The sequence below is a fragment of the Micromonospora sp. URMC 105 genome (assembly GCF_051386295.1).
Classification (GTDB): domain Bacteria; phylum Actinomycetota; class Actinomycetes; order Mycobacteriales; family Micromonosporaceae; genus Micromonospora.
This window is the reverse complement of the sequence record NZ_JBPQTL010000086.1, coordinates 1-24,589: the sequence shown is the minus strand read 5'-3', so window position 1 is coordinate 24,589 and position 24,589 is coordinate 1. Positions and strand designations below refer to the sequence as shown.

26 protein-coding genes are annotated in these 24,589 nt (G+C 72.5%); 6 read left to right on the top strand and 20 right to left on the bottom strand.

Annotated features, from left to right (window positions below; all coding sequences use genetic code 11):
- From ACSNN7_RS22775 to ACSNN7_RS22740, 8 genes are all read right to left on the bottom strand, one after another.
- On the bottom strand, positions 1-1,030 hold a 1,030-nt coding region (locus ACSNN7_RS22775), incomplete at its 3' end, for an acyltransferase family protein (protein ID WP_436682986.1).
- A gap of 88 nt (positions 1,031-1,118) precedes the next feature.
- Positions 1,119-2,015, bottom strand: coding sequence for a GTPase Era (gene era / locus ACSNN7_RS22770; protein WP_436682985.1), 897 nt, complete (start codon positions 2,013-2,015; stop codon positions 1,119-1,121).
- Positions 2,012-2,398, bottom strand: coding sequence for a cytidine deaminase (locus ACSNN7_RS22765; RefSeq protein ID WP_436682984.1), 387 nt, complete (start codon positions 2,396-2,398; stop codon positions 2,012-2,014). Before ACSNN7_RS22765 ends, era begins: the two co-directional genes overlap by 4 nt.
- On the bottom strand, positions 2,391-3,797 hold the full coding sequence (locus ACSNN7_RS22760) for a hemolysin family protein (protein WP_436682990.1): 1,407 nt from the start codon (positions 3,795-3,797) through the stop codon (positions 2,391-2,393). The genes ACSNN7_RS22765 and ACSNN7_RS22760 overlap by 8 nt, the downstream gene beginning before the upstream one ends.
- Positions 3,773-4,246: an rRNA maturation RNase YbeY gene (gene ybeY, locus ACSNN7_RS22755; protein ID WP_334455101.1), complete on the bottom strand. Its 474-nt coding sequence runs from the start codon at positions 4,244-4,246 to the stop codon at positions 3,773-3,775. Before ybeY ends, ACSNN7_RS22760 begins: the two co-directional genes overlap by 25 nt.
- A 15-nt stretch (positions 4,247-4,261) precedes the next feature.
- A complete protein-coding gene (locus ACSNN7_RS22750; RefSeq protein WP_334455099.1) occupies positions 4,262-5,320 on the bottom strand; it encodes a PhoH family protein in 1,059 nt (352 codons plus the stop codon).
- A gap of 192 nt (positions 5,321-5,512) precedes the next feature.
- Positions 5,513-6,886 (bottom strand): serine hydrolase domain-containing protein, encoded by a 1,374-nt coding sequence (locus ACSNN7_RS22745; protein ID WP_436682983.1) that lies wholly within the window; start codon positions 6,884-6,886, stop codon positions 5,513-5,515.
- Complete coding sequence (locus ACSNN7_RS22740) at positions 6,883-7,242, bottom strand: histidine triad nucleotide-binding protein (protein WP_436682982.1); 360 nt, start codon at positions 7,240-7,242, stop codon at positions 6,883-6,885. The genes ACSNN7_RS22745 and ACSNN7_RS22740 overlap by 4 nt, the downstream gene beginning before the upstream one ends.
- A gap of 46 nt (positions 7,243-7,288) precedes the next feature.
- On the opposite strand from ACSNN7_RS22740, the gene ACSNN7_RS22735 reads away from it, so the two are divergent.
- Positions 7,289-8,050 (top strand): SDR family NAD(P)-dependent oxidoreductase, encoded by a 762-nt coding sequence (locus ACSNN7_RS22735; protein WP_436682981.1) that lies wholly within the window; start codon positions 7,289-7,291, stop codon positions 8,048-8,050.
- Between the two features lie 74 nt (positions 8,051-8,124).
- A complete protein-coding gene (ppk2, locus tag ACSNN7_RS22730; protein WP_436682980.1) occupies positions 8,125-9,036 on the top strand; it encodes a polyphosphate kinase 2 in 912 nt (303 codons plus the stop codon).
- Positions 9,037-9,045: 9 nt separating this feature from the next.
- Here the strand turns inward: ppk2 and ACSNN7_RS22725 are convergent, their stop codons facing one another.
- The 3 genes from ACSNN7_RS22725 to hrcA all read right to left on the bottom strand — a co-directional run bounded on the left by ACSNN7_RS22725 (position 9,046) and on the right by hrcA (position 12,026).
- On the bottom strand, positions 9,046-9,780 hold the full coding sequence (locus ACSNN7_RS22725; RefSeq protein WP_436682979.1) for a 16S rRNA (uracil(1498)-N(3))-methyltransferase: 735 nt from the start codon (positions 9,778-9,780) through the stop codon (positions 9,046-9,048).
- Between the two features lies 1 nt (position 9,781).
- On the bottom strand, positions 9,782-10,927 hold the full coding sequence (gene dnaJ / locus ACSNN7_RS22720; protein WP_436682989.1) for a molecular chaperone DnaJ: 1,146 nt from the start codon (positions 10,925-10,927) through the stop codon (positions 9,782-9,784).
- A 76-nt stretch (positions 10,928-11,003) separates the two neighbouring features.
- Positions 11,004-12,026, bottom strand: coding sequence for a heat-inducible transcriptional repressor HrcA (gene hrcA / locus ACSNN7_RS22715; protein ID WP_436682978.1), 1,023 nt, complete (start codon positions 12,024-12,026; stop codon positions 11,004-11,006).
- Between the two features lie 234 nt (positions 12,027-12,260).
- Here hrcA and ACSNN7_RS22710 point away from each other — a divergent pair, with 234 nt between their 5' ends.
- Positions 12,261-12,890, top strand: coding sequence for a DUF4870 domain-containing protein (locus ACSNN7_RS22710; protein ID WP_436682977.1), 630 nt, complete (start codon positions 12,261-12,263; stop codon positions 12,888-12,890).
- Between the two features lie 43 nt (positions 12,891-12,933).
- On the opposite strand, the gene hemW is transcribed toward ACSNN7_RS22710, so the two are convergent.
- Positions 12,934-14,157 (bottom strand): radical SAM family heme chaperone HemW, encoded by a 1,224-nt coding sequence (hemW, locus tag ACSNN7_RS22705; protein ID WP_436682988.1) that lies wholly within the window; start codon positions 14,155-14,157, stop codon positions 12,934-12,936.
- 19 nt (positions 14,158-14,176) lie between these two features.
- Here hemW and ACSNN7_RS22700 point away from each other — a divergent pair, with 19 nt between their 5' ends.
- Both ACSNN7_RS22700 and ACSNN7_RS22695 read left to right on the top strand, forming a co-directional pair.
- Positions 14,177-14,986, top strand: coding sequence for an enoyl-CoA hydratase-related protein (locus tag ACSNN7_RS22700; RefSeq protein WP_436682976.1), 810 nt, complete (start codon positions 14,177-14,179; stop codon positions 14,984-14,986).
- A gap of 106 nt (positions 14,987-15,092) precedes the next feature.
- On the top strand, positions 15,093-15,956 hold the full coding sequence (locus ACSNN7_RS22695; RefSeq protein ID WP_436682975.1) for a hypothetical protein: 864 nt from the start codon (positions 15,093-15,095) through the stop codon (positions 15,954-15,956).
- An 18-nt stretch (positions 15,957-15,974) separates the two neighbouring features.
- Here the strand turns inward: ACSNN7_RS22695 and ACSNN7_RS22690 are convergent, their stop codons facing one another.
- From ACSNN7_RS22690 to ACSNN7_RS22655, 8 genes are all read right to left on the bottom strand, one after another.
- The gene (locus tag ACSNN7_RS22690) at positions 15,975-16,619 is read right to left on the bottom strand and encodes an MOSC domain-containing protein (protein WP_436682973.1); all 645 of its coding nucleotides are present in this window, start codon (positions 16,617-16,619) and stop codon (positions 15,975-15,977) included.
- A gap of 77 nt (positions 16,620-16,696) precedes the next feature.
- Positions 16,697-17,530 (bottom strand): carbohydrate ABC transporter permease, encoded by an 834-nt coding sequence (locus ACSNN7_RS22685; RefSeq protein ID WP_436682987.1) that lies wholly within the window; start codon positions 17,528-17,530, stop codon positions 16,697-16,699.
- Positions 17,531-17,541: 11 nt separating this feature from the next.
- Entirely contained in the window at positions 17,542-18,528 is a 987-nt protein-coding gene (locus ACSNN7_RS22680) for a carbohydrate ABC transporter permease (protein ID WP_436682972.1), read from the bottom strand.
- Positions 18,525-19,814 (bottom strand): sugar ABC transporter substrate-binding protein, encoded by a 1,290-nt coding sequence (locus ACSNN7_RS22675; RefSeq protein ID WP_436682971.1) that lies wholly within the window; start codon positions 19,812-19,814, stop codon positions 18,525-18,527. Before ACSNN7_RS22675 ends, ACSNN7_RS22680 begins: the two co-directional genes overlap by 4 nt.
- Before the next feature lie 196 nt (positions 19,815-20,010).
- A complete protein-coding gene (locus ACSNN7_RS22670) occupies positions 20,011-20,298 on the bottom strand; it encodes a GlsB/YeaQ/YmgE family stress response membrane protein (RefSeq protein ID WP_436682970.1) in 288 nt (95 codons plus the stop codon).
- 205 nt (positions 20,299-20,503) lie between these two features.
- On the bottom strand, positions 20,504-20,791 hold the full coding sequence (locus ACSNN7_RS22665) for a GlsB/YeaQ/YmgE family stress response membrane protein (protein ID WP_210778207.1): 288 nt from the start codon (positions 20,789-20,791) through the stop codon (positions 20,504-20,506).
- 306 nt (positions 20,792-21,097) lie between these two features.
- Complete coding sequence (gene lepA, locus ACSNN7_RS22660) at positions 21,098-22,975, bottom strand: translation elongation factor 4 (protein ID WP_436682969.1); 1,878 nt, start codon at positions 22,973-22,975, stop codon at positions 21,098-21,100.
- A gap of 152 nt (positions 22,976-23,127) precedes the next feature.
- A complete protein-coding gene (locus tag ACSNN7_RS22655; protein ID WP_436682968.1) occupies positions 23,128-23,664 on the bottom strand; it encodes a DUF4240 domain-containing protein in 537 nt (178 codons plus the stop codon).
- Positions 23,665-24,060: 396 nt separating this feature from the next.
- On the opposite strand from ACSNN7_RS22655, the gene rpsT reads away from it, so the two are divergent.
- Positions 24,061-24,327, top strand: a complete 267-nt coding sequence (gene rpsT, locus ACSNN7_RS22650; protein WP_436682967.1) for a 30S ribosomal protein S20 — start codon at positions 24,061-24,063, stop codon at positions 24,325-24,327.
- Positions 24,328-24,589: the final 262 nt, after the last annotated feature.

Here is a 24,589-nt window from a genome sequence, read left to right as displayed (position 1 = left end):
GAGCTGGTACCGGGCGGGGCAGCGGCGGGCGCCGACCGCCCGGTACCAGCTCGGGCCGCCGCCGGGCGGCCAGGTCCTCCACCCAGCCGACCAGCAGGGTGACCACCCCGACCAGGCCGAAGACCAGCACCACCCGGACCGCCAGGCCGAGCGGGTCCGCGTGCGACCAGCCGACCACGTCGACCAGCGGGGTGAGCAGCACCACGAACGACATGTGCCAGAGGTAGACGGTCAGCGCCCGGCGATTGAGCACGGTGACCGCCCGGCTGAGCAGCGGGCTGCGCTCGATCCAGTCCGCCGCGGCCGGTGCCCGGCCCAGCAGGACGAGGATGAACGCCGCGGACCAGAGCGCGTTGCCCAGGTCGATGTCGTTGAGGTCGAAGCCGCGCGGCCCGGGGTGGGTGACGATCCAGGCCGCCCCGGCGCCCGCCAGGGCCAGCGCGGCCGGCACGAGCACCCGGTTGGCGAGCCGGCGCAGCAGGCCGTCGTGGTGGGCAAAGCCGAGCAGCCAGGCGCCGAAGTAGAGGCCGAACTCGCGCAGCGCCGCCGGGGCGGTGGGCAGCAGGCCCAGCTCGATCACCAGCAGCAGCGCGTACGGGGCGGTCAGCGTGACGACCGGCGCCCGGCGGAACAGCCGCAGGGCGATCGGCGAGGCGAGCAGGAACCAGAGGTAGTCGCGCAGGTACCAGATGGGGCTCAGCGCGAGCGCGCCCCAGTAGTTCGCCGGCGGGTCGGCGACCGGGAAGAGCCAGAGCAGCACCTTCGGGCTCAGCGGCAGGCCGGTCATCAGCATGGCGGGCACGAAGACGGCCGCGAGCACCCAGAGCGAGGGCAGCAGGCGGCGCAGCCGGCGCGGCACCGCCGACGGGCCGGAGCGGTCCAGCGAGGCGGCCATCAGCGAGCCGGCCAGGGCGAACATCACCGCCATCGCGGGGAAGACGATGGTCAGTGACGCCCAACCGGTGACGTGGTAGACCACGACGCGGACGACGGCCAGGAAGCGGAGCAGGTCCAGGTATCGGTTGCGCATCAGCCTGCATCTGTGTCGGGGGCAGCGGAGCAGAACGCTCCCTACCCGCCGACGTCACCCCGCCAAACGGCCGCCGCCGCTGCCGGGGTCAGAAGCCCAGCTTGCGCAGTTGCTTCGGGTCCCGCTGCCAGTCCTTCGCCACCCGTACGTGCAGGTCGAGGTAGACCCGGGTGCCCAGCAGCTCCTCGATCTGGGTACGGGCGGCGGTGCCGACCGCCTTGAGCCGGCTGGCCCGGTGACCGAGCACGATCGCCTTCTGGCTGGGCCGCTCGACGTACAGGTCGGCGTAGATCTTCATGACCCGGCCCTCGGGGACCATCTCCTCGACGACGACCGCGATGGAGTGCGGCAGCTCGTCCCGGACCCCCTCCAGCGCCGCCTCGCGGATCAGCTCGGCGACCATGACCTGCTCGGGATCCTCGGTCAGCATGTCGTCGGGGTAGAGCTGCGGCGACGGCGGCAGGTACTTGGTCATCACGTCGACCAAGGTGTCCACCTGGTGCCCGGAGACCGCGCTGACCGGCACCACCTCGGCGAACTCGCCCAGCTGGCTGACCGCCAGCAGCTGCTCGGCGAGGCGCTTCTTGTCGACCAGGTCGGTCTTGGTCACCACGGCCAGCACGGTCGCCTTCAGCTCGGCCAGCTCACCGCTGATGAACCGGTCGCCCCGGCCGACCGGCTCGTCGGCCGGGATGCAGAGGCCGATCACGTCGACCTCGCTCCAGGTCGCTCGGACCAGGTCGTTGAGGCGCTCGCCGAGCAGCGTGCGCGGGCGGTGCAGGCCGGGGGTGTCGACCAGCACCAGCTGCGAGTCCGCGCGGTGCAGCACGGCCCGGATGACGTGCCGGGTGGTCTGCGGCTTGTTCGAGGTGATCGCGATCTTCTGCCCGACGATCGCGTTGGTCAGCGTCGACTTGCCCGCGTTGGGCCGCCCGACGAAACAGGCGAACCCGGCCCGGTAGGGACGCTCCCCGGTGCCGGTCACTCGACCACCGTGCCGAGGACGGTGCCGTCCGGGGCGGCGACGTGGATCGGCGCGTCGGCGGAGAGGTCGCGCACGGCGGCGTGTCCCGCCCCGTCCAGCGTCGACGCCTCGGTCACCACCACGGCCGCCTCCAGCCGGCTCGCGCCCGCCGCCGCCGCCGAGGCGACCGCGAGCTGGAGCGCGGTGATGGTCAGCGAGGGCAGCGAGACGCTCGCCGCGGCGTACGTCCGGCCGTCCTGGTCGCGGACCGCCGCGCCCTCCACGGCCGCCACCCGGCCACGGGCGCCCCGCGCCAGGACGACCAGCTTGCCGTCCTCCGCGCTCAGTTCGGCCGGGTCGGACGGGGTGGGCCGGGCGGCCGGTACGGCGGGTGACTCAGGCATCGGCGGGTTGCCTCTCCTCGGTTCTCGTCTGGTTGTCGCGGGACTCGGCGGGCCCGCCGCGCCCCGTCGCGTCCGGCGCGTCGGTCGGCTCGACCCGGCTGACCAGCACGGTGTCTATCCGGTTGCGCCGGCCGGTGGTGCCCTCGGCGATCAGTCGCAGCCCGGCCACCTCGGCGCGGGCCCCGGGAATCGGCACCCGGCCCAGGGACTGGGCCAGCAGGCCGCCGACCGTCTCCACCTCGTCGGTGGGGAGGTCGGTGTCGAACAGCTCGCCCAGGTTCTCCACCGGGAGCCGGGCAGTGACGCGCACCGCACCGTCCTCCAGGTGTTCCACCGGCGGGCGTTCGACATCGTACTCGTCGGTGATCTCGCCGACGATCTCCTCCAGGATGTCCTCGATCGTCACCAGTCCGCCGGTACCGCCGTACTCGTCGACGACGATGACCAGGTGGTTGCGGGCGGCCTGCATCTCCGAGAGCAGGTCGTCGACCGGCTTGGACTCGGGCACGAAGGTCGCCGGGCGCATCAGCTCCGACACCGGGCTCTGGTGGGCCCGCGGGTCGCCGCCGCGGGTACGGCGGATCAGGTCCTTGAGGTAGAGCACGCCCAGCACGTCGTCGACGCTCTCCCCGATCACCGGGATGCGGGAGAACCCGGAGCGCAGGAAGAGGGCCAGCGCCTGGGAGAGCGTCTTGCTCTCCTCTATCCAGACCATCTCCGTACGGGGCACCATCACCTCGCGGGCGATGGTGTCGCCGAGCGCGAAGACCGAGTGGATCATCTGCCGCTCGCCGTGCTCCACCACGCCGCGCTGCTCGGCCAGGTCGACCAGCTCACGCAGCTCCACCTGGCTGGCGAACGGCCCCTCCCGGAAACCGCGCCCCGGGGTGACCGCGTTGCCGATCAGGATCAGCAGCGAGGCGAGCGGGTTCAGCGCCCGGCCCAGCCAGCGGACCAGCGGCGCCACCGCCCGGCCCACCGCGTACGCGTGCTGCCGGCCGATGGTGCGCGGCGCCACGCCGACCACGACGAAGCTGACCACGGTCATCGCGCCGGCGGTGATCAGGGCCGCCCGCCAGCCCGCGCCGAAGGTGTCGACCGCGACGAGGGCCACCAGCGTGGTGGCGGTTAGCTCGGCCAGCAGCCGGAGCAGGAGCAGCAGGTTGAGGTGGCGTACCACGTCGCCGGCGACGGCCTGGAGGGTACCCGCGCCGCGTACCCCGTCCCGGGCCAGCTCGGCGGCCCGGGCCGGGGAGACGGCGGCCAGTGCCGCCTCGGTCATCGCGATCAGACCGGCGAGCACCACCAGCCCCGCCGCGAAGAAGATCAGCTGGAGGTCGGGTAGGCCGGCGGCGGTCGCCGCCTGGGTGGTCATCACCGGGTCCGGGTCGACCGCCAGCTGCCCAGCAGTCGGGCCTGGAGCGAGAACATCTCGCGCTCCTCCTCCGGCTCGGCGTGGTCGTACCCGAGCAGGTGCAGCACCCCGTGCACGGTGAGCAGGTGCAGCTCGTCGGCGGTGGTGTGGTTGGCGGTGACGGCCTGCTTGGCCGCCACCTCCGGGCAGAGCACGATGTCACCGAGCAGGGCGGGCTCGCCGCCGGCCGGGGCGCTCTCGCCCGGGCCGTGGTCGACGCTGCCCTCGTCCATCGGGAAGGCGAGCACGTCGGTCGGCCCGTCCCCGCCCATCCAGCGGTGGTTCAGCTCGGTCATGTAGTCGATGTCGACCAGCAGCACGGAGAGCTCGGCGAGGGGGTTGACCCCCATCTCGTCGAGGGCGTGCCGGGCGACGGCGAGCACGGCGTCGGTGTCGACGTCGACACCGGACTCGTTGGCGATCTCGATGGACAACTGTCTTCCTCTGAGTTAGCGGCGCCGGCCGGCCCGGCCGCCCTGGGCGGTCCGCCCGGGCACGGCGTGCACGCTCTGCGCCTGCTGGTTCTCCCGCTCGGCGTCCCAGCGGGCGTACGCGTCCACGATCTCCCCGACCAGCTTGTGCCGGACCACGTCCGAGCTGGAGAGCGGGGCGAAGTGCACGTCCTCGACGTTCTCCAGGATGTCCCGGACCACCCGCAGACCGCTGGTCGTGCCGCCGGGGAGGTCGACCTGGGTGACGTCACCGGTCACCACGATCTTGGAGTTGAAGCCGAGCCGGGTGAGGAACATCTTCATCTGCTCGGGCGTGGTGTTCTGCGCCTCGTCGAGGATGATGAACGCGTCGTTGAGCGTACGGCCCCGCATGTACGCCAGCGGCGCGACCTCGATCGTGCCCGCGGCCATCAGCTTGGGGATGGACTCCGGGTCGAGCATGTCGTGCAGCGCGTCGTAGAGCGGGCGCAGGTAGGGGTCGATCTTCTCGTTGAGGGTGCCGGGCAGGAAGCCCAGCCGCTCCCCCGCCTCGACCGCCGGCCGGGTCAGGATGATCCGGTTGACCTGCTTCGCCTGGAGCGCCTGGACGGCCTTCGCCATGGCGAGGTAGGTCTTGCCGGTGCCGGCGGGGCCGATGCCGAAGACGATGGTGTGCGCGTCGATCGCGTCGACGTAGCGCTTCTGCCCGAGCGTCTTGGGGCGGATGGTGCGCCCGCGCCGGGAGAGGATGTTGAGGGTGAGGACCTCGGCGGGCCGCTCCGCGCCGCCCTGCTCGAGCATGCCGACGGTACGCCGGACAGCGTCAGTGGTCAGGGTCTCGCCTTTCTCGATCAGTTCGAGCAGCTCGCTGAAGAGGCGCTCGGCGAGGGCGTTGTCCGCGGGCGCGCCGGTGATGGTGATCTCGTTGCCGCGCACGTGCACGTCGCTGTCGACCGAGCGCTCGACGAGGCGCAGGATCTCGTCGCCCGCGCCGAGCAGGTTGACCATGATCTTGGAATCGGGAACTGTGATCCTGGTCTGCACCCGGGGCGGGCCGGGAGGTGGGGTGCCGGTCATAGGTCGGGCCGTCGGGCCCTGTGCCACCTGCTTCCGATCTCGGCGCCGGCCCTGCTGGCACGGCGTGCGGACGTTACCCCCATCGTATCCGTTCAACAGCGGCGGCACCGCGCTCATTTCCGTCCGCCGGCGGCGGATGCGTGGCCGGGCGAGACCTCGCGACGGCGCCCGGACCACGCACCCGGGCCTCGGTCAGCCGGCGCGGAAGTCGTACCGGTCGAAGGTCTCCTGGTGGCGGGTGAAGCGGTAGGTGGCCCAGTGCAACCGGAGCACGGTGCCGTGCTCGTCCCGGGTCAGCCGCAGCAGCTCGCCGACCTCCCGCCCGGCGACCGTCCGGAAGACGTCCGGGAAGTCCGGCAGCGGCGCGAAGACCGCCGGAGGCTTCCCCGCCGGGTCGTCCGCGCCCCGGGCGCGCAGCGCGCCGTCGTGCCAGCTGAAGACGTACTCGAAGCCCTCGCCCCACCAGCGGCCCAGCACCCCGCGCAGCGGGCCCGGGGCGGGCTCGCCCGGCCGCCACGGCGCGATGTCCGCCGGGTCGTGCTCGGCGGACGCGGCGAGCAGCCGGTGCGGCAGCTCGAAGAGCTGCGCCGCCGTGCCCGAGGAGCCGAGCACCGCGCAGCCCATCGCACCGGCCGTGCCGTCGCCGCCGCGCCGGCCGTAGACCGCGGCCAGGAAGCCCGGCATCGCGCCGTCGTGCCCGACGTGCACCACCCGGTCCGGGTACGGGACCAGGATCAGGCCCAGCCCGAACCCGGCCGCCCAGAGCGTCTCGTCGGTGGTGGTCAGCGGCCAGCGCATCTCGTCCAGCGAGGCCGGGGCGAGCACCGCGCCGGCCGGGTCCAGCGCCACCGGGTCGGCCAGGAAGGCCGCCCAGCGGGCCATGTCGGTGGCGGTGCTCCAGAGCTGGGCGGCCGGACCGATCGCGCCGAAGTCGGTCGGCGGCTCCGGGTGCGCCTCGTCGGAGTACGCGTCGACCAGGAACCCGGTCGCCGCCCGCGGCCCCGGCGTGACCGAGGTGGCCGCCAGCCCCAGCGGGGTCAGCACCCGCTCGGTGAGCACCTCGGCCCAGGAGCCGCCGCGCAGCTCGCCGACCAGCCGGCCGAGCAGCGCCATGCCGAGATTGGAGTAGTGGTAGCGGCGCCCGGCCGGCAGCACCCGCTCGGCCCGGGCCAGCTCGGCGACCAGCTCGTCCGCCCCGGGAGCGCGCAGCGTGTCCCAGACGTCGCCGTACGGCTCGCGTTGCAGGCCGGCGGTGTGCGACAGCAGCCGGCGTACGGTCAGCTCACCGTGCGCGGGCAGCGCCAGGTGACGGCCGATCGGGTCGTCCAGGTCGAGCAGGCCGTCGTCGCGGCACTGCATCACCAGCACCGAGGTGAAGGTCTTGGTCACCGAGCCGATCCGGAACCGGGTGTCCACGTCGAGGCCGGCGTCGGTGCCGGTGCCGCCGACCTCGCAGGTCCACAGCGGCCGGTCGGCGCGGTGCAGGGCCGCCGCGATGGCCGGCACCCGGGCCTGCGCCTGCACCTGGCGCACCATCCGGGCCAGCCGGTCGGGCGCAGCGGTCACGCGACGTCCCGGGCCAGCATCGGGCCGAGAGGCGCGCCGCCGAGCAGGTGCGCGTGCACGTGGAAGACCTCCTGGCCGCCGTAGGTGCCGGTGTTGAACATCAGCCGGAAGCCGTCACCGAGCAGCCCCTCGTCCTCCGCCACCGCCGCCGCCGTGGCGAGCAGCTCACCGGCGAGCGCCGGGTCGCCCTGGCCGAGCATCGCCACGTCGGCGTAGTGCTCCTTCGGAATGATCAGCACGTGCACCGGCGCCTTCGGGCCGATGTCGCGGAAGGCGAGGGTGGTGTCGGTCTCCCGGACGATGGTGGCCGGGATCTCCCCGGCGACGATGCGGCAGAACAGGCAGTCGGATCCCATCGGGGCATGGTAAGGCGTGCCGCGCGGCTCGGGCATGATGTCCGGCGTGACTGGACGGGCGGTACTGGTGACGGGGGCCTCGCGCGGCATCGGCCGGGCGGTGGCGCGGGCGTTCGCGGCGGGCGGGGCCCGGGTGGCGATCCACCACCGCGACTCGGCCGGGCCGGCCGAGGCGGTCCGCGCCGAACTCCCCGGCGACGGCCACGTGGTCCTCCGCGCGGACCTCACCGACCCGGCGGCGGTACGGGCGATGGTGGACGAGGCCGCCGCCCGGCTCGGCGGGCTCGACGTGCTGGTCAACAACGCCGGCGTGTACGGCGAGCGGGACGCCCCGCACCCGGTCTTCGGCGCCTCGTACGAGCAGTGGCAGCGGCAGTGGCGGTCGGTGCTGGAGACCAACCTGACCGGGGCCGCCAACGTCACCTGGTGCGCCGCCCAGCACATGCGCGAGCGCGGTGGCCGGGTGGTGAACGTCTCCTCGCGGGGCGCGTTCCGGGGCGAGCCGGAGCAGCCCGCCTACGGCGCCAGCAAGGCCGGGCTGAACGCGCTGGGGCAGTCGCTCGCCGTCGCGCTCGCGCCGTACGGCATCGCGGTCGCCACGGTCGCGCCGGGATTCGTGGAGACCGACATGACCGCCGGGCACCTGACCGGCGAGCGGGGTGACGCGATCCGGGCGCAGAGCCCGTTCGGCCGGGTGGCCCGCCCCGAGGAGATCGCCGCCGCCGTGCACTGGCTGGCCAGCCCGGAGGCGCAGTGGGCCTCCGGCACCATCGTCGACCTCAACGGCGCGTCCTACCTGCGTACCTGACGCGGGCCGGATGTCACCGGACCGTCACCCGCCGGACGGCTTGCCCACCGCGCGGCGGGGTAATGGTCTGCGGCATGGCCGACACCGCGTTGCTGGACCTCTCCGCCGACTACCGGGTGGACGCCGGGCACGACGACGATCCGGTGCTGCTGCGCCCGGACGGCAGCCCGGTGGAGACCTGGCGTGAGGACTACCCGTACGACGAGCGGATGTCCCGCGAGGAGTACGACCACCACAAGCGACTGCTCCAGATCGAGCTGCTCAAGCTCCAGGACTGGGTGAAGGAGTCCGGCGAGCGGCTGGTGATCCTCTTCGAGGGCCGGGACGCGGCCGGCAAGGGCGGCACCATCAAGCGCTTCATGGAACACCTCAACCCGCGCGGCGCGCAGGTGGTCGCCCTGACCAAGCCCGACGAGCGGGAGGCCACCCAGTGGTACTTCCAGCGCTGGCTGGCGCACCTGCCGGCGGCCGGCGAGATCGTGCTCTTCGACCGGTCCTGGTACAACCGGGCCGGGGTGGAGCGGGTGATGGGCTTCTGCAGCCGCAAGGAGTACCTGGAGTTCCTGCGGCAGGCCCCCGAGCTGGAACGGATGCTGGTCCGCTCCGGCATCCGGCTGGTCAAGTTCTGGTTCTCGGTCTCCCGCAACGAGCAGCGCACCCGGTTCGTGGTCCGGCAGGTCGACCCGGTACGGCAGTGGAAGCTCTCGTCGATGGACCTCGCCTCGCTGGACCGGTGGGACGAGTACACCGAGGCCAAGGAGGCGATGTTCTTCTGGACCGACACCGCCGACGCGCCGTGGACGGTGGTGAAGAGCAACGACAAGAAGCGCGCCCGGCTGGCCGCGATGCGGCACGTGCTGCACCGCTTCGACTACGCGGGCAAGGACCCGGAGGTGGTCGGCACGCCCGACCCGCTGATCATCGGCTCGGCCGGGCTGGACCTGCGGCAGGAGGAGGAGCCGGTCCCGGTCTTCCCCCGCCCCTGACCGCCCCGGCTACCAGCGGCCGAGGCGGGTCGCCAGCACGCTCAGCGCGGCCACGCCGGCCGTGGAGGTGCGCAGCACCGACGGGCCGAGCCGGACCGGGCGGGCACCGGCGTCGGCGAAGGCGGTCAGCTCGGCCGGGGCGATGCCGCCCTCCGGGCCGACCACCAGCACGACCTCGCCGGTGTCGGGCAGCTCGGCGGTGGTCAGCCGATCGTCGGCCTCCTCGTGCAGCACGAAGGCGGCAGCCGCCCCGGCGATCCGCCGGGCCACGGTGGCGGTGGACTCGTCCGGGGCGCCGGCCACCACCGGCAGCCAGGGGCGGCGGGCCTGCTTGGCCGCCTCCCGGGCGGTGGCGACCCACTTGTCCCGGGCCCGTACGCCCCGGTCGCCGCGCCACTGGGTCACCGAGCGGGACGCCGCCCACGGCACGATCTCGTCGACCCCGACCTCGGTCATCGCCTGCACGGCCAGCTCGCCCCGGTCGCCCTTGGCGATGCCCTGCACCACCACGACCCGGGGCACGGCCGCGTCGGCGTACCCGCGGGAGGTGACCGTCACGTCGAGGGTGCCCCGGCCGACGGCGGCGACCACCGCGGTCGCCGTGCCGCCCCGCCCGTCGGCGAGCAGCAGTTCCTCGCCGACGCGCAGCCGCTGCACGGTGGCCGCGTGGTGGCCCTCCGGGCCGTCCAGCGTCATCGTGTCGCCGGTGGGCAGCGCCTCGACCAGGAACAGCGGCGCGGACACGTCAGGCGTGCCCGTTGAACGCGTCGCGCATCCGGGAGAAGAAGCCGCCCTGCTTGGTCAGCTCGGCGACCTCCTCGCCCCGGGTCTTGGCGAAGTCGCGCAGCATCTTCTCCTGGTCGGCGTCGAGCTTCGTCGGGGTACGCACGTCGAGGTGGACGTAGAGGTCACCCCGGCCGGTGCCGCGCAGGTGCGGTACGCCCCGCGCGCGCAGCCGCAGCGTGCTGCCCGGCTGGGTGCCGGCCTTGACGTCGACCGTCTCCTCGCTGTCCAGCGTCTTGATGGTCAGCCGGGTGCCGAGCGCGGCGGCGGTCATCGGGACGGTGACCCGGCAGTGCAGGTCGTCGCCCTTGCGGGAGTACACGTCGTGCGGCCGCTCGTGGATCTCCACGTAGAGGTCGCCGGCGGTGCCGCCACCCGGGCCCACCTCGCCCTGCTGGGCCAGCCGAATCCGCATGCCGTCCTCGACCCCGGCGGGGATCTTGACGGTCAGCGAGCGGCGGGTGCGGACCCGGCCGTCACCGGCGCAGGTGGGGCAGGGGTGCGGGATGGTGGTGCCGTAGCCCTGGCAGACGGTGCACGGGCGGGCGGAGACCACCTGGCCGAGGAAGGTGCGCTGCACCGACTGCACCTCGCCCCGGCCACCGCACGCCTCGCAGGTGGCCAGGTGGGTGCCGGCGGCGGTGCCGGCGCCGGAGCAGGTGGTGCAGAGCACGGCGGTGTCGACCGTGATCGGCGCCTCGACCCCGAACGCGGTCTCGTGCAGGTCCAGCTCCAGCCGGAGGATCGCGTCGGCGCCCGGCCGGGTGCGGGGTCGCGGCCCCCGGGCACCGCCCGCCGCGCCGCCGAAGAACGCGTCCATGATGTCCTGGAAGCCGACGAACGGACCGGTGCCGCCCGGACCACCCGGCCCGCCGGCGCCGCCGCCACCGGGGGCGAGCGGGTCGCCACCGAGGTCGACGATCTGCCGTTTCCGGTCGTCCGAGAGGACCTCGTACGCGGCGTTGATGTCCTTGAACTTCTCCTGTGCCTCCGGGTCCGGATTGACGTCCGGGTGGAACTGCCGCGCCAGCTTGCGGTAGGCGCGCTTGATCTCGTCGTCGGAGGCTTCCCGGCTCACGCCGAGAATGCCGTAGTAGTCCCTGGCCACTGCGTTCGGTGTCCTCATGTTCGTCTCGCGTTGCGCCGGTCGTCGGCCGGAGCCGGCCGCCGGCCCCTGCCTTGGGTCAGTTCTGGGCCAGCAGCTCGCCCACGTAGCGTGCCACGGCCCTCACCGTGGCGATGGTGCCGGGGTAGTCCATCCGGGTGGGCCCGAGCACGCCCAGGCCACCCACGATGGTCGCGCCCGGGCCGTACCCGGTGCTGACCACCGAGGCGGCCCGCAGGTTGTCGACCTCGTTCTCGTCGCCGATCAGCACCCGGGTGGTGCTCGGCTCGGTCTCGCCGATGAGCTTGAGCAGCACGACCTCCTCCTCGAGGGCTTCGAGGATCGGGCGCAGCGAGCCCTGGAAGTCGAGCAGGCCGCCCCGGGTCAGGTTGGCGGTGCCGGCCAGCGCGATGCGCTCCTCGTGCCGTTCCACCAGCGTCTCCAGCAGCACCGAGGAGAGCGTGGTCATCGCCCCGCGCAGGTGCGGCGCGGACTCGTCGACCAGCGCCTGCACCAGCGGCGGGGTCTCCGACAGCCGGCTGCCGACCAGCTTCTCGTTGACCAGCCGGCGCAGGTCGGTGACGTGGTCGGCGGGGACCGGCGCGGGCAGCTCCACCAGCCGCTGCTCGACCCGGCCGGTGTCGGCGATCATCACCAGCATCAGGCGGGTGGTGGAGATCGGCACCAGCTCCAGGTGGCGCACCGAGGAGCGGGCGAGCGACGGGTACTGCACCACGGCGACCTGCCGGGTGAGCTGGGCCAGCAGCCGGACGGTGCGGTGCACCACGTCGTCCAGGTCGACGGCGCCGACCAGGAAGCGCTCGATGGCCCGGCGCTCGGCCGGGCTCAGCGGCTTGACCCGGGACAGCCGGTCGACGAAGAGGCGGTAGCCGCGGTCGGTGGGCACCCGGCCGGCACTGGTGTGCGGCTGCCGGATGTAGCCCTCCTCCTCCAGCACGGCCATGTCGTTGCGCACCGTCGCCGGGGAGACCCCGAGCTGGTGCCGTTCGACCAGGGCCTTGCTGCCGACCGGCTCCTGCGTGGCGACGTAGTCCTCGACGATCGCGCGCAGCACGGCGAGCTTGCGGTCGTCGAGACCCATCTCCCCACCTCCTGACGCACGTCGGCCCGGAGCGACTGAGGCGCCCCGGGCGAGCGCACTGGCACTCGACTGTAGCGAGTGCCAGTCTACGTCGGCGGCCCCGCTGACGCGATGATCAGCGACGGACCACCGGTGCGCCCCGCCACCCGGACAGCGCGCCCGGGCCGATCATTCGGACATCGCAGGCGATGTCGCTCTGGTGGGAGCTTGCCGGCAGCCCCTACCGTGACGTGCATGACTGAACCGCCTCGCCCTTTCGGAGCGGGGGACCCCGGCGACCGCCCGGACCCGACCGCCCCCTCCGGCTCGTCGTACGAGCCGCCCACCGCACCACTGTCCGGGGCACCGGGGGCGGGCGGCTATCCCCCGCCCGGTGGCTATCCGCCGCCCACCGGTGACCAACCGGGCGGCTACCCGCCGCCGGGCGGCTACTCCGCACCGGGCGTCGGCTATCCGACCGCCGGCGCGTACGGCGCTCCCGCCGGCGGCTACGGCGCCCCGGGCGGCGGCTACGCCACCAACGACGACAAGACCTGGTCGCTGATCGCGCACTTCGGCGGCCCGGTCGGCGTGATCGTCGGCGGCAGCCTGCTCGGCTGGGTGGCGCCGCTGATCGCGCTCTCCGCCAAGGGTCAGCAGTCCCCGACCGTGCAGGCGCACGCCACGTCCGCGCTGAACTTCCAGGCCACCTGGGCGATCGCGAACGTGATCGGCTTCGTGCTGGCCATCGTGACCTGCGGGGTGCTCTTCTTCATCCCGATGCTGACCGCCCTGGTGCCGATCATCTTCGGCATCATCGGCGGCGTGAAGGCCACCGAGGGTGTCGTCTACCGCTACCCGATGAGCTACGCCTTCAAGAAGTGACCGCTCCCGGCCGGCCCACCCGGGCCGGCCGGGTCGCGCCGGGTCAGGGCAGCAGGTCGCGGACCACGGCGTCGGCCAGCAGCCGCCCGCGCAGGGTGAGCACCGCCCGCCCCGCCGCGTGCGCGGCCGGGTCCAGCAGGCCGTCGGCCAGCGCCCGCCCGGCCGCCACCCGGCCCGCGGGGTCGAGCGCCGCCAGCGGCAGGCCGGAGGCGAGCCGCAGCCGGAGCATCACGTCCTCCATGTGCGCCTCGCCCGCGGTCAGCACCTCCCGGGCCAAACCGGGCGACTCCCCCGCGGCCAGCCGCTTCGCGTACGCGGTGGGGTGCTTGACGTTCCACCAGCGCACCCCGCCGACGTGGCTGTGCGCCCCCGGGCCGAGGCCCCACCAGTCCGCGCCGGTCCAGTAGAGCAGGTTGTGCCGGCACCGGGCCGCCTCGGAGCGGGCCCAGTTGGAGACCTCGTACCAGGAGAAACCGGCCGCGCCGAGGGCGGCCTCCGCGGCCAGGTAGCGGTCCGCCGCCACGTCGTCCGACGGGTACGGCAGCTCGCCGCGCCGCATCCGGGCGGCCAGCCGGGTGCCGTCCTCCACGATCAGGGCGTACGCGCTGACGTGGTCCACCCCGGCGGCGACCACCTGGTCGAGGGAGGCGGCGAAGTCCTCCGCGCTCTCCCCCGGCGTGCCGTAGATCAGGTCCAGGTTGACGTGGTCGAACCCGGCGTCGCGCGCCTCCGCGGCGGCGGCGGTGGCCCGGCCGGCGCTGTGCTTGCGGTCGAGGATCGCCAGCACGCCCGGGGCGGCGGACTGCATGCCCAGCGAGATCCGGGTGTAGCCGGCCGCCCGCAGTGTCCGCAGCGACTCCGGCGTGACCGACTCGGGGTTGGCCTCGGTGGTCACCTCGGCGCCGGCGGCCAGGCCCCAGGTGCGGTCGATGCCCTCCAGGATGCGGGCCAGGTCGTCGGCGGGGAGCAGGGTCGGCGTGCCACCGCCGACGAACACCGTGTCCACCCGCGGCGGCGGGGTGTCACCGAGGACACGGGCGGCCAGCGCCAGCTCGGCCAGCACGGTGTCGGCGTACGACTCCCGGTCGGCGCCGCCGCCGAGTTCGGCCGCGGTGTAGGTGTTGAAGTCGCAGTAACCGCAGCGACTGGCGCAGAACGGCACGTGGACGTACACGCCGAAGCCGCGCGCGCCGACCGCGCTCAGGGCGGTGGCGGGCAGCGACCCGTCGACGGGGACGGTCTCGCCTTCTGGAAGGACGCCGGGCATGGCCACTAGTGTGCCCGGCATGACCTCTCCCGACCGCCTGGTGCGGGTCGCCACGGCCCGCGGGGTGACCACCCTCACCCTGGACAGCCCGCACAACCGCAACGCGCTCTCCACGCCCCTGATGACCGAGCTGCTGGCCGGGATCGCCGCGGCGGTCGCCGACGACGCCGTCCGGGTGATCGTGCTGGACCACACCGGTCCCGTCTTCTGCTCCGGCGCGGACCTGAAGGAGACGGCCGCCGCGTACGCCAGCGGCACGGTTCCGGCCGGGATGCTCGGCGACGTGCTGGCGGCGGTCTGGGAGTGCCCGAAGCCGGTGCTGGCGAAGGTGGCCGGGCCGGCCCGGGCCGGCGGGCTGGGCCTGATCGCGGCGGCCGACCTGGCGGTCTGCGCCGAGGAGGCGACGTTCGCCTTCACCGAGGTCCGGATCGGGGTGATCCCGGCGGTCATCTCGGCCACCGTGCTGCCCCGGCTGCACCCGCGCGCCGCGGCCGAGCTGTACCTGACCGGGGACACCTTCGACGGCCGGCGGGCCGCCGAGGTCGGCCTGGTGACCGCGGCCGTGCCGGCGGACGGGCTGGACGCGGCGGTCGAGCGGTACTGCGCCTCGCTGGTGCGGGGCGCGCCCGCGGCGCTGGCCGGGGCGAAGGGGCTGCTGCGCCGCCCGGCCGCCACCGACCTGCGCGCGGAGATCGCCGAGCTGGCCGCCCTCTCCACCGGCTACTTCCTCTCCGAGGAGGGCCGCGAGGGGGTGCTCGCCTTCCGCGAGAAGCGATTGGCTCGATGGGTGCCCGCTCCGGACGGTGGTCCGGCAGAGCCGGCGCGGTAGCACCGCCAAGGGGCGGTTCGCCGGTTTGCTCCGGGAAGGTGAACCGGTCGGCCGACCCGGCTCGCCTTTTCGGGCACGTACGCTGGGAACGACCCTGAAACAGGAGGTGCGGGTGCGAACTCGGGCAATTGTGGCAGTCGGTGTCGTGTTCGCGGTCGTCGCCCTACTCGGGGTCTGGGTCGTCTTCCGTCAGCTCGGCGGCCAGCTCCGCCTCCCCGTCGCCAGCCGTACCTGCACCGTCCAGGCCGACGGCACGGTGCTGCTGGACGCCGACCAGATGGCGAACGCGGCCACCATCGCGGCGATCGGCATCCAGCGGCAGATGCCCGAGCGGGCGGTGGTGGTCGCCCTGGCGACCGCGTACCAGGAGTCGGGCCTGCGCAACCTCGCCGGCGGCGACCGGGACTCGATCGGGCTGTTCCAGCAGCGCCCGAGCCAGGGCTGGGGCACCCCGCAGCAGATCCGCGACCAGCGGTACGCGGCGAACCGGTTCTACGCCGCGCTGAAGAAGGTGCGCGGCTGGGAGGAGATGCGGGTCACCGACGCGGCCCAGGCGGTGCAGCGGTCGGCCTTCCCGACGGCGTACCAGAAGTGGGCGGACGAGTCGGAGGTGCTCACCCGGGCCCTGCTCGGCGAGGCGACCGGCGCGGTGGCCTGCACGGTGAGCCGGACGCCGGTGATGCGGGGCGAGGCCGCCGCGGCGGCCCTGACCCGCGGCCTGACCCTGGACTGGGGACTGCCGGACACCGGCGCGGTGGCCGCGCTCACCGGCCTGACCGTGCCCGCGGCCGACCGCCGCGACGGCTGGCGGTACGCGCACTGGCTGGTGTCGCACGCGCCCGACCACGGGGTGAAGCGGGTCCGCTTCGCCGGGCTGGAGTGGACCGCGGAGGACGGCACCTGGACCAAGGTCACCGGCGGCCGTCCCGCCGAGGGTCAGGTGCTGGCGGAGGTCTTCGCCGACGCCTGACCCGGGCCACCGGCCGGGTCAGGGGCGGCTGCCCGCCACCCGGCGGCGCACCTTCTCCAGGATCGGCTCCGGCAGCTCCGCGGCGTCGAGCAGCCGGGGCAGCAGCTCCGGTTCGAGGTTCATCGCCCGGAACACCTCGCCGACGGTGACCCCGTGCGCGGGCCGGTCCACCACCTCGACCGGGTCGCCCGCGCCGACCTCGCCCTCGTGCAGCACCCGCAGGTACGCCCCGGGCGCCGCCCGCAGCGTGAACCGCTTGATCAGATCCGGTACGCCCCAGAAGCCGGCGAAGGTGGTGCAGGGGGTACGCGGCTTGGTCACCTGGAGCACGGCCGAGCCGATCGCCCACTGCTCGCCGATCACCGCCCCGGTCACGTCCACCGCCCAGGTGGTCAGGTTCTCGCCGAAGCCGCCGGGCCGGATGCCCCGCCCCAGTTCCTCGGCCCACCACTGGGCGTCCTCCTCGGCGTAGGCGTAGACCGCCTGGTCGGGGCCGCCGTGGTGGGCCCGTTCGCCGATGAAGTCCCCGGCGACACCGTCCGCGCGCAGCAGCACCGGGCCGTCGACCGGCCGCTTGTCGATGCCGCTGCGGCCGCTCGCGTCGCCCGCCCATTCCGCCTCGGTCACCACGCCGAGGTTCACCGCCGCCACCCTGCCCGTCATGGCGCAGAGCCTAGCCGTGGGCGCAGGATCCCGGACACCGCCGGAGGGCCACTCGGCGGCCCTCGGCTGCGCCTGACTCAGCCCTTGACGGCGCCGGCGACCAGGCCGGAGACCATCCGGCGCTGCACCAGCAGGAAGAACACGATCACCGGCAGGGTGAACAGCGTCGAGGCGGCCATCACCGACCCCCACGCGGTGTCGTCCCGGCCGAAGAAGAAGGTCATCGCCACCGGCAGGGTGTACCTGTCCTGGTCGTTGACGAAGGTCAGCGCAAAGATCAGCTCGTTCCAGGCGGTGATGAAGGAGAAGATGCTGGTCGCCACCAGGCCCGGCGCCACCAGCGGGAAGAGGATCCGGCGGAAGGTCTGGGCCCGGCTGGCCCCGTCGATCGCGGCGGCCTCCTCCAGTTCCTTGGGCACCGCCGCCACGAAGCCGCGCAGCATCCAGACCGCGAACGGCAGCGAGAACCCGAGGTAGGTCAGGATCAGGCTGGGCAGGGTGTTGTAGAGGCCGAGCCGCTGGATCATCAGGAACAGCGGGATGACCAGCGCCTCCAGCGGGATCATCTGCACCACCAGCAGCATGATCAGGAAGCTGGTCCGCAGCGTGAACCGGAACCGGGCCACCGCGGTCGCCGCGAGCAGCGCGACCAGCCCGCTGAGCAGCACCGTGCTCACCGCCACCAGGACGCTGTTGAGGAAGAAGTCGGCGAACGTCACGCCGGGGATCAGGTTGCCGGTGAGGATCTCCCGGTAGTGCTCCAGGGTCGGTTCGGCCGGCACCGGCCGGGGCGTCGCCGAGAAGATCTCCCGGTTGGGCTTCAGCGAGGTGGCGACCATCCAGTAGACGGGGAAGGCGGCGAAGAGTGCCACCAGCAGGCCGGCGCCGTTGAGCGCGAACCGCTTCACCATCGCGCCGCGCCTCACGCGTCCTCCTCCTGCTTGAGCACCATGCGGACGTAGAGACCGGTCACCACCAGCAGGATCAGCGTGAGGATCACGGCGATGGCGGAACCCACGCCGTACTTGGGCGGCGGCGAGAAGGCCTCGGCGTACGAGTAGATGGAGAGCATGAACGTCGGCCGGTCCTGGGTGCCGCCGGCCAGCACGAACTGCTGGGTGAAGACCTTGAAGTCCCAGATGGTGCTGAGCACGATCAGGATCCCGAAGACCGGCCGGAGCAGCGGGAAGGTGATCTTCCAGAACACCTTCCACGGCCCGGCCCCGTCGACCCGGGCCGCCTCGTGCAGCTCGCTCGGCACGCTCTTGAGCCCGGCCAGCACGCTCACCGCGATGAACGGGAACGAGTGCCACACCACCACCAGGGTGAGGATGGCGAAGAAGAGCAGCGGCGAGTTGAACCAGCCGTACCCGGTCCAGTCGCTACGACCGAAGAGCGCGGTCGACAGCCCGTCGGGCAGCTTGTTGAACAGCCAGGTGACCAGGCCGCTGGTGTCGTCGAAGATCCACTTCCAGACGATCGTGCCGGTCAGCGCCGGGGTGGCCCAGGCGAGCATCACGCAGCTCGCCACGAAGGTGGCCATCCGCCGGCCGAGCCGGTTGAGCAGCAGCCCGACCAGGGTGCCCAGGATCATCGTCAGCACCACGTTCGCGGCGGCGAAGAGCACCGTGTTGCGCAGCACCGTACGGAAGAACGGGTCGCCGAGGATCTGGGTGTAGTTCGCCAGCCCGATCCACGGCCACTCGCGGTCGCCGCGCAACTGCCGGACGCTGTCCAGCTTGTAGAACGACATCGCCACCACCTGGCCGAGCGGCCAGAGCAGCAGCACCGCGATGACCACCACGCAGGGCAGCAGGAGCAGGTACGGCAGGCGGTCGACGCGGGGCCGCCGCCGCGCGGAGGTCTTCCGCGCGGCGGCAGCACCGGTGCTCTTGGTCAGGGTGCTCACTTGGCGTTGAGAATGCTTTCCATCTCGGTAGCGGCGTCGGCGGTGGCCTGCTCGACCGTCTTCTGGCCCTTGATGACCGAGCTGTTCATCGCCTGGGTGACCGTCTTGGTGCGGCTGACCTCCACCCACTTCGGGGTCAGCGGGGTCACCTTGGTGTTCTGCATGGTGGTGGCGAACGCCGCCATGATCTTGTCGTTGGCGTACTCGCCGCCGCTGACCAGGTCGGAGTAGACCGGGAAGAAGTTCAGGCTGCCGGCGAAGGTCTTGGCGTTCTTCTTGTTGAGCAGGACGGTCAGGTAGTCCCACGCCAGGTCCTGCTTCTTGCTGTCCTTCCACAGGGCGACGTCCGAGCCGCCGGCGAAGGCCGGGGCCGGCTTGCCGTCCGGGCCGGGGATGGGGAAGGTGCCCCAGACCTTCTCGATGTCGGGGTTGTCCTTCTTGATGGCGCCGCCCTGCCAGCTGCCGGCGAAGGCCATCGCCGCCTTGCCGGTGGCGAACTGGGTGCGGGCGTCGATCTCGTTCCAGCCGGCGGCGGCCGGCGGGGCCACCTTGTGCACGGTGACCAGGTCGGTCCAGAACTTGACCGCCTTCTGCGCCTCCGGGGTGTTGTAGCCGGACTTCCAGGTGCCGCCCTGGTTGGTGGCGATCTCGCCGCCGGCGCCCCAGAGGAACGAGTAGAAGGGCAGCTCGGAGTTGCCCGGCAGCGCGATGCCGTAGGTGCCCGGCTTCTTGGCCTGCACGGTCTTGGCGGCGGTGACCAGCTCTTCCCAGTTCGTCGGCGTCTTCACGCCGGCCTCGGCGAACCAGTCGGTGCGGTAGTAGATGCCGCGCACGCCGGCGTACCAGGGCACGCCGTACTGCTTGCCGTCGAGCTGGGCGTTCTTCACCAGGTCCGGCAGGATGTCCTTGCCCTCCGCCCAGCCGGACATCTTCTGCGAGACGTCGGCGAGCGCCTCCTGGGCCGCCCAGCCCTGGGTCTCGGTGTTGCCCAGCTCGGTGACGTCCGGGCCCTCACCGCCGGCGAGCGCCGCCTGGAACTTCTTCGGCGCCTCGAGCCAGGGGATGTACTGGACCACCACGTCGGTGTCCGGGTGCTTCTGCCGGAACTCGGTCTCGACGCCGTCGAGGAACTTCGTCTGGGCGTCGCTCCCCTCGCCCATCATCCAGACCGTGAGCTTGCTGTTGTCGGCGGCCTCGTCGTCACCCGAGCCCCCGCAACCGGCGAGCACCATCGCGGCCGAGGCCACGACGGCGGTGACCGGAGCCAGCCGCTTCCACCTGTTCACGCCACTTCTCCCTCGCGCCGTCCGGCAGTAACCTTCTCTGCCGCACCCTAGTAGGAAAAATTCCTTTACGACAGAGGCGGGGCCGGGCGAGGCGACGGTACCGCAGCCGGAGGAGCACACCGAAGGCCCTTTGGCGGGTACGCCGACGGGGGCCCGACCGTCACGGTCGGGCGCCCGTCGAAGAGCGGTGTCGGAATTACCGGTGGGTGACGCTCCGGCGGCGACCCACGCCGGCCACCAGCGCCACGGCGATCGCGGCGAGCACGACCTGGACCAGCAGCTCCATCCAGTCGATGCCGGCGGTCTCCGTCGCGATACCCATCGCGCGGGCCAGCACGGTACCCAGCAGAGCGGCGCCGATACCGATCAGCATGTGCAGCCAGATCGGCATGTTCTGCCGGCCCGGCACGACCAGGCGGCCCAGAGCGCCGATGATGAGGCCGACGACGATGGCGGTGATGATGCCCCAGACGGTGAGTTCCACGACCGTCCTCCTTCTGTAGGTATGACACACGATGTGTGGTTCTTAGCGTGATCGATAGGTTCCCGATCCCGCGATTTTCCAAACCGACTCCGGAAACGATCTGGTGCGGAACCGAACGGCGAAGCGGAGCGGACACGGACGCGAGCGGGCGCCCGCACCCCGAGGGGTACGGGCGCCCGCCTTGAACCTGCGTGCGGTGCCGGGGTTACCGGTGGGTGACGCTCCGGCGGCGACCCACGCCGGCCACCAGCGCCACGGCGATCGCGGCGAGCACGACCTGGACCAGCAGCTCCATCCAGTCGATGCCGGCGGTCTCCGTCGCGATACCCATCGCGCGGGCCAGCACGGTACCCAGCAGAGCGGCGCCGATACCGATCAGCATGTGCAGCCAGATCGGCATGTTCTGACGGCCCGGCACGACCAGGCGGCCCAGAGCGCCGACGATGAGACCAACAACGATCGCGGTGATGATGCCCCAAACGGTGAGCTCCACGGTCGCCCTCCTTCTGAAGATTGAGTCACACCCTGTGTGTGGTTCCTGTCGTGACCGCTAAGTTCCCGACCGCCCGAAAATCCAAACCGACTCAGCGCAACGGCTGTCGCCGCCCGTCAATGCGCACCCGCCGCGTCGATTGCCGCCGGCGACGGCAGACCCGCAGCTCAGGGCGGGTGCGCGAGCACCGCGCGGCCCGCTCGGGTCGGAAGAAATTTCCCGGGTACGACGTGGGAGCGCGCACGCGAAAACGGCCGGCACCCGCCCCCGTGGGCGGCTGCCGGCCGTTCGTCGTGGCGTCGGAGGTTACTTCTTGCCGGGCGCCTTGCCGTCGCCGGAATCGGACGAGAGGGCGGCGATGAAGGCCTCCTGCGGGACCTCCACCCGGCCGACCATCTTCATCCGCTTCTTGCCTTCCTTCTGCTTCTCCAGCAGCTTGCGCTTACGGCTGATGTCACCGCCGTAGCACTTGGCGAGCACGTCCTTGCGGATCGCCCGGATGGTCTCCCGGGCGATGACCCGGCTGCCGATGGCGGCCTGGATCGGCACCTCGAACTGCTGGCGCGGGATCAGGTTGCGCAGCTTGGCCGCGATGGTGACCCCGTAGTTGTACGCCTTGTCCTTGTGCACGATGGCGCTGAACGCGTCCACCGGCTCGCCGTGCAGCAGGATGTCGACCTTGACCAGGTCGGACGCCTGCTCGCCCGAGGGCTCGTAGTCCAGCGAGGCGTAGCCCTTGGTGCGGCTCTTCAACTGGTCGAAGAAGTCGAAGATGATCTCCGCGAGGGGCAGCGTGTAGCGCAGCTCCACCCGGTCGGCGGAGAGGTAGTCCATGCCGATCAGGCTGCCCCGCCGGCCCTGGCAGAGCTCCATGACCGCGCCCACGTAGTCGTTGGGCGTCAGTACGGTGGCCCGCACCACCGGCTCGTACACCTCGGCGATCTTGCCGGTCGGGTACTCGCTGGGGTTGGTGACGACGATCTCCTCGCCGTCGTCGGTGATGGCCCGGTACACCACGTTCGGCGCGGTGGAGATCAGGTCGAGGTTGTACTCACGCTCCAGCCGCTCCCGGATGATCTCCAGGTGCAGCAGGCCGAGGAAGCCGCAGCGGAAGCCGAAGCCGAGCGCGCCGGAGGTCTCCGGCTCGTAGTCGAGCGCGGCGTCGTTGAGCTTGAGCTTGTCCAGTGCCTCACGGAGGTTGGGGTAGTCGGACCCGTCGATCGGATAGAGGCCGGAGTAGACCATCGGCTTCGGGTCCTTGTAGCCACCCAGCGCCTCGGCCGCCGGCCGGCTGTTGATGGTGACCGTGTCACCGACCCGGGACTGCCGGACGTCCTTCACGCCGGTGATCAGGTAGCCGACCTCGCCGACCCCGAGCGCCTCGGCCTTCACCATCTCCGGCGAGATGACGCCGATCTCCAGCAGCTCGTGCACCGCCCCGGTGGACATCATCTTGATCCGGTCGCGGGCGCTGATCCGCCCGTCGATCACCCGCACGTAGGTGACCACGCCGCGGTAGACGTCGTACACCGAGTCGAAGATCATCGCCCGGGCGGGCGCATCGGCGTCACCGACCGGTGGGACGAACTGCCGGACGATCTCGTCGAGCAGGTACGGCACACCCTCACCGGTCTTGCCGGAGACCCGGATGCAGTCGGCGGGGTCGCCGCCGATCAGGTGCGCCAGCTCCTCGGCGTACTTCTCCGGCTGGGCGGCCGGCAGGTCGATCTTGTTGAGTACCGGGATGATGCGCAGGTCGTTCTCGAGCGCCAGGTAGAGGTTGGCCAGGGTCTGCGCCTCGATGCCCTGTGCGGCGTCGACCAGCAGCACGGCCCCCTCGCAGGCCGCCAGCGACCGGGACACCTCGTAGGTGAAGTCGACGTGGCCCGGAGTGTCGATCATGTTGAGCACCGCGTGCTCGCCGGCCCGCTCACCCTCGCGGACGGTCCACGGCATCCGGACGGCCTGGCTCTTGATGGTGATGCCGCGCTCGCGCTCGATGTCCATCCGGTCGAGGTACTGGGCGCGCATCTGCCGAGGGTCGACCACGCCGGTGAGCTGCAACATCCGGTCGGCCAGGGTCGACTTCCCGTGGTCGATGTGGGCGATGATGCCGAAGTTCCTGATGCGCCCCGGGTCGGTGGCACCAGGAGCGTTCGCGCCGGGATCGAGCGTCGGTGGCACAGCTGTCCGTTCTGGTCGGCTGACGTGAGCGGGCCGGCGCGCCGCCGGCCCCCTCTATGCTCCCACGTCGCTCGGGACGCGGTCCGATCACACCTGGGTGCCGCCGCTCACCCGCCCGGCGCTCCGCCCAGGGGTTCCCGCCGCGGGGCGGGTCACTCCTGCGGCGGCTCGACGAAGAGCGCCGCGAGCCGGGGCAGCCGGCTCCGGGCCTCCTCCTCGTCGTCGAAGTCCCAGAAGTCGTTGAGGTCGGGCACGGCGACCGGGTCCCGCTCCGCCGGCAGCTCGGTCGCGGTCGCCTTCCGGTACGCCTCCCAGGGCACCGTCAGCATGTCCTCGCACTCGAACTCCTCGCCGCTGAGCGCGGCGGCCCGCACCCGGGGCAGCTCCGCCAGGGAGTCGGGGTCGCCCACCGCCCGGGCGAACACCGCCCGGCCCTGGGTCATCAGCCAGCCGCGGAAGTACTCGAAGCCGTCGTCCGAGGCACCGCCGTTGATCAGGTAGGCGGCGCCCCACAGGTCGACCCGATGGGACGCGGAGAGCACCCGCTGCTGGTGACGGGCGTACCCGACGATGTCCTCCGGGTCCCGCTCGGCCAGCAGGGCGACCGCGCGGGCAGCGACCGCGTCGGGCTCTCCCCCGGTGCCGGCCCGCGCCTCGTCGATCAACTGCCAGAAGTCGTCGGTCCTCATGGCCTGGCAGTCTCCCAGACCGCAGGGCGCAGACGCGGTCGGCGCGGTACGACACCGGCGTCGGTGCTGCGGGCGGGTCTCGCGGGTGGGCGCGCGCACCGCTGTGAGGGGAGCATGGTGGCGCGCCGTGCCCGCGGCTCTCGCCGCCTCCGGTGCCGTGACGCCGGCGGCGCCGGCGGCCCCGTGGCCCCGCCGGCGGGCTCCCCACAACTGCGGGTGCACCGGCGGTCTCAGCGGGGAGCGTGCGCTGGGCCGGCCGCCCGTTGGGCAGGGCTGGAGCTGAGTCGTTTTGGCTCGTCCCGGCCGACCTGGTAACCTGGCTCTTCGCGCAGCGATGACGCCTGCTTGTCGCGCGCAGAAGCAGACCAAACCGAGCTATCAAGACGAGGCTGTCGCGTGGCGAACATCAAGTCCCAGATCAAGCGCAACCGGCAGAACGAGAAGCGCCGGCTGCGTAACAAGTCGGTCAAGTCGTCGCTGAAGACCGCCATCCGGAAGTTCCAGGAGGCTGCGGAGGCCGGTGACGCCGAGAAGGCCACCGTTCTCATGCGTGACGCGGCCCGCAAGCTGGACAAGGCCGCCAGCAAGGGCGTCATCCACGCCAACCAGGCGGCGAACCGGAAGTCGGCGATCGCCAAGCGCGTCGACTCGCTCTCGGCCTGACCGAGCGACCTCAGACCTGACCTGAAGCCCCGGGCCTCGCCCGGGGCTTCAGGCTGTCTGCGTTCCTGAGCTCCTGCCCCGCCCGGCCCGCGCCGCATCTGCAGGCGGCCCCGCTCGGTCCGCGCACGTCTGCGGCAATCCCGCTTGGCCCACGCGCTCCTGCGGCGGTCCTGCCCGCCTGCGGGGTCGCGCCTAGTCCTCGCGCGTCTCGCGGTGATCCCGCCCGGCCGCCCCCGCCTGCGGCGGTCCCGCCCCCTGCCGC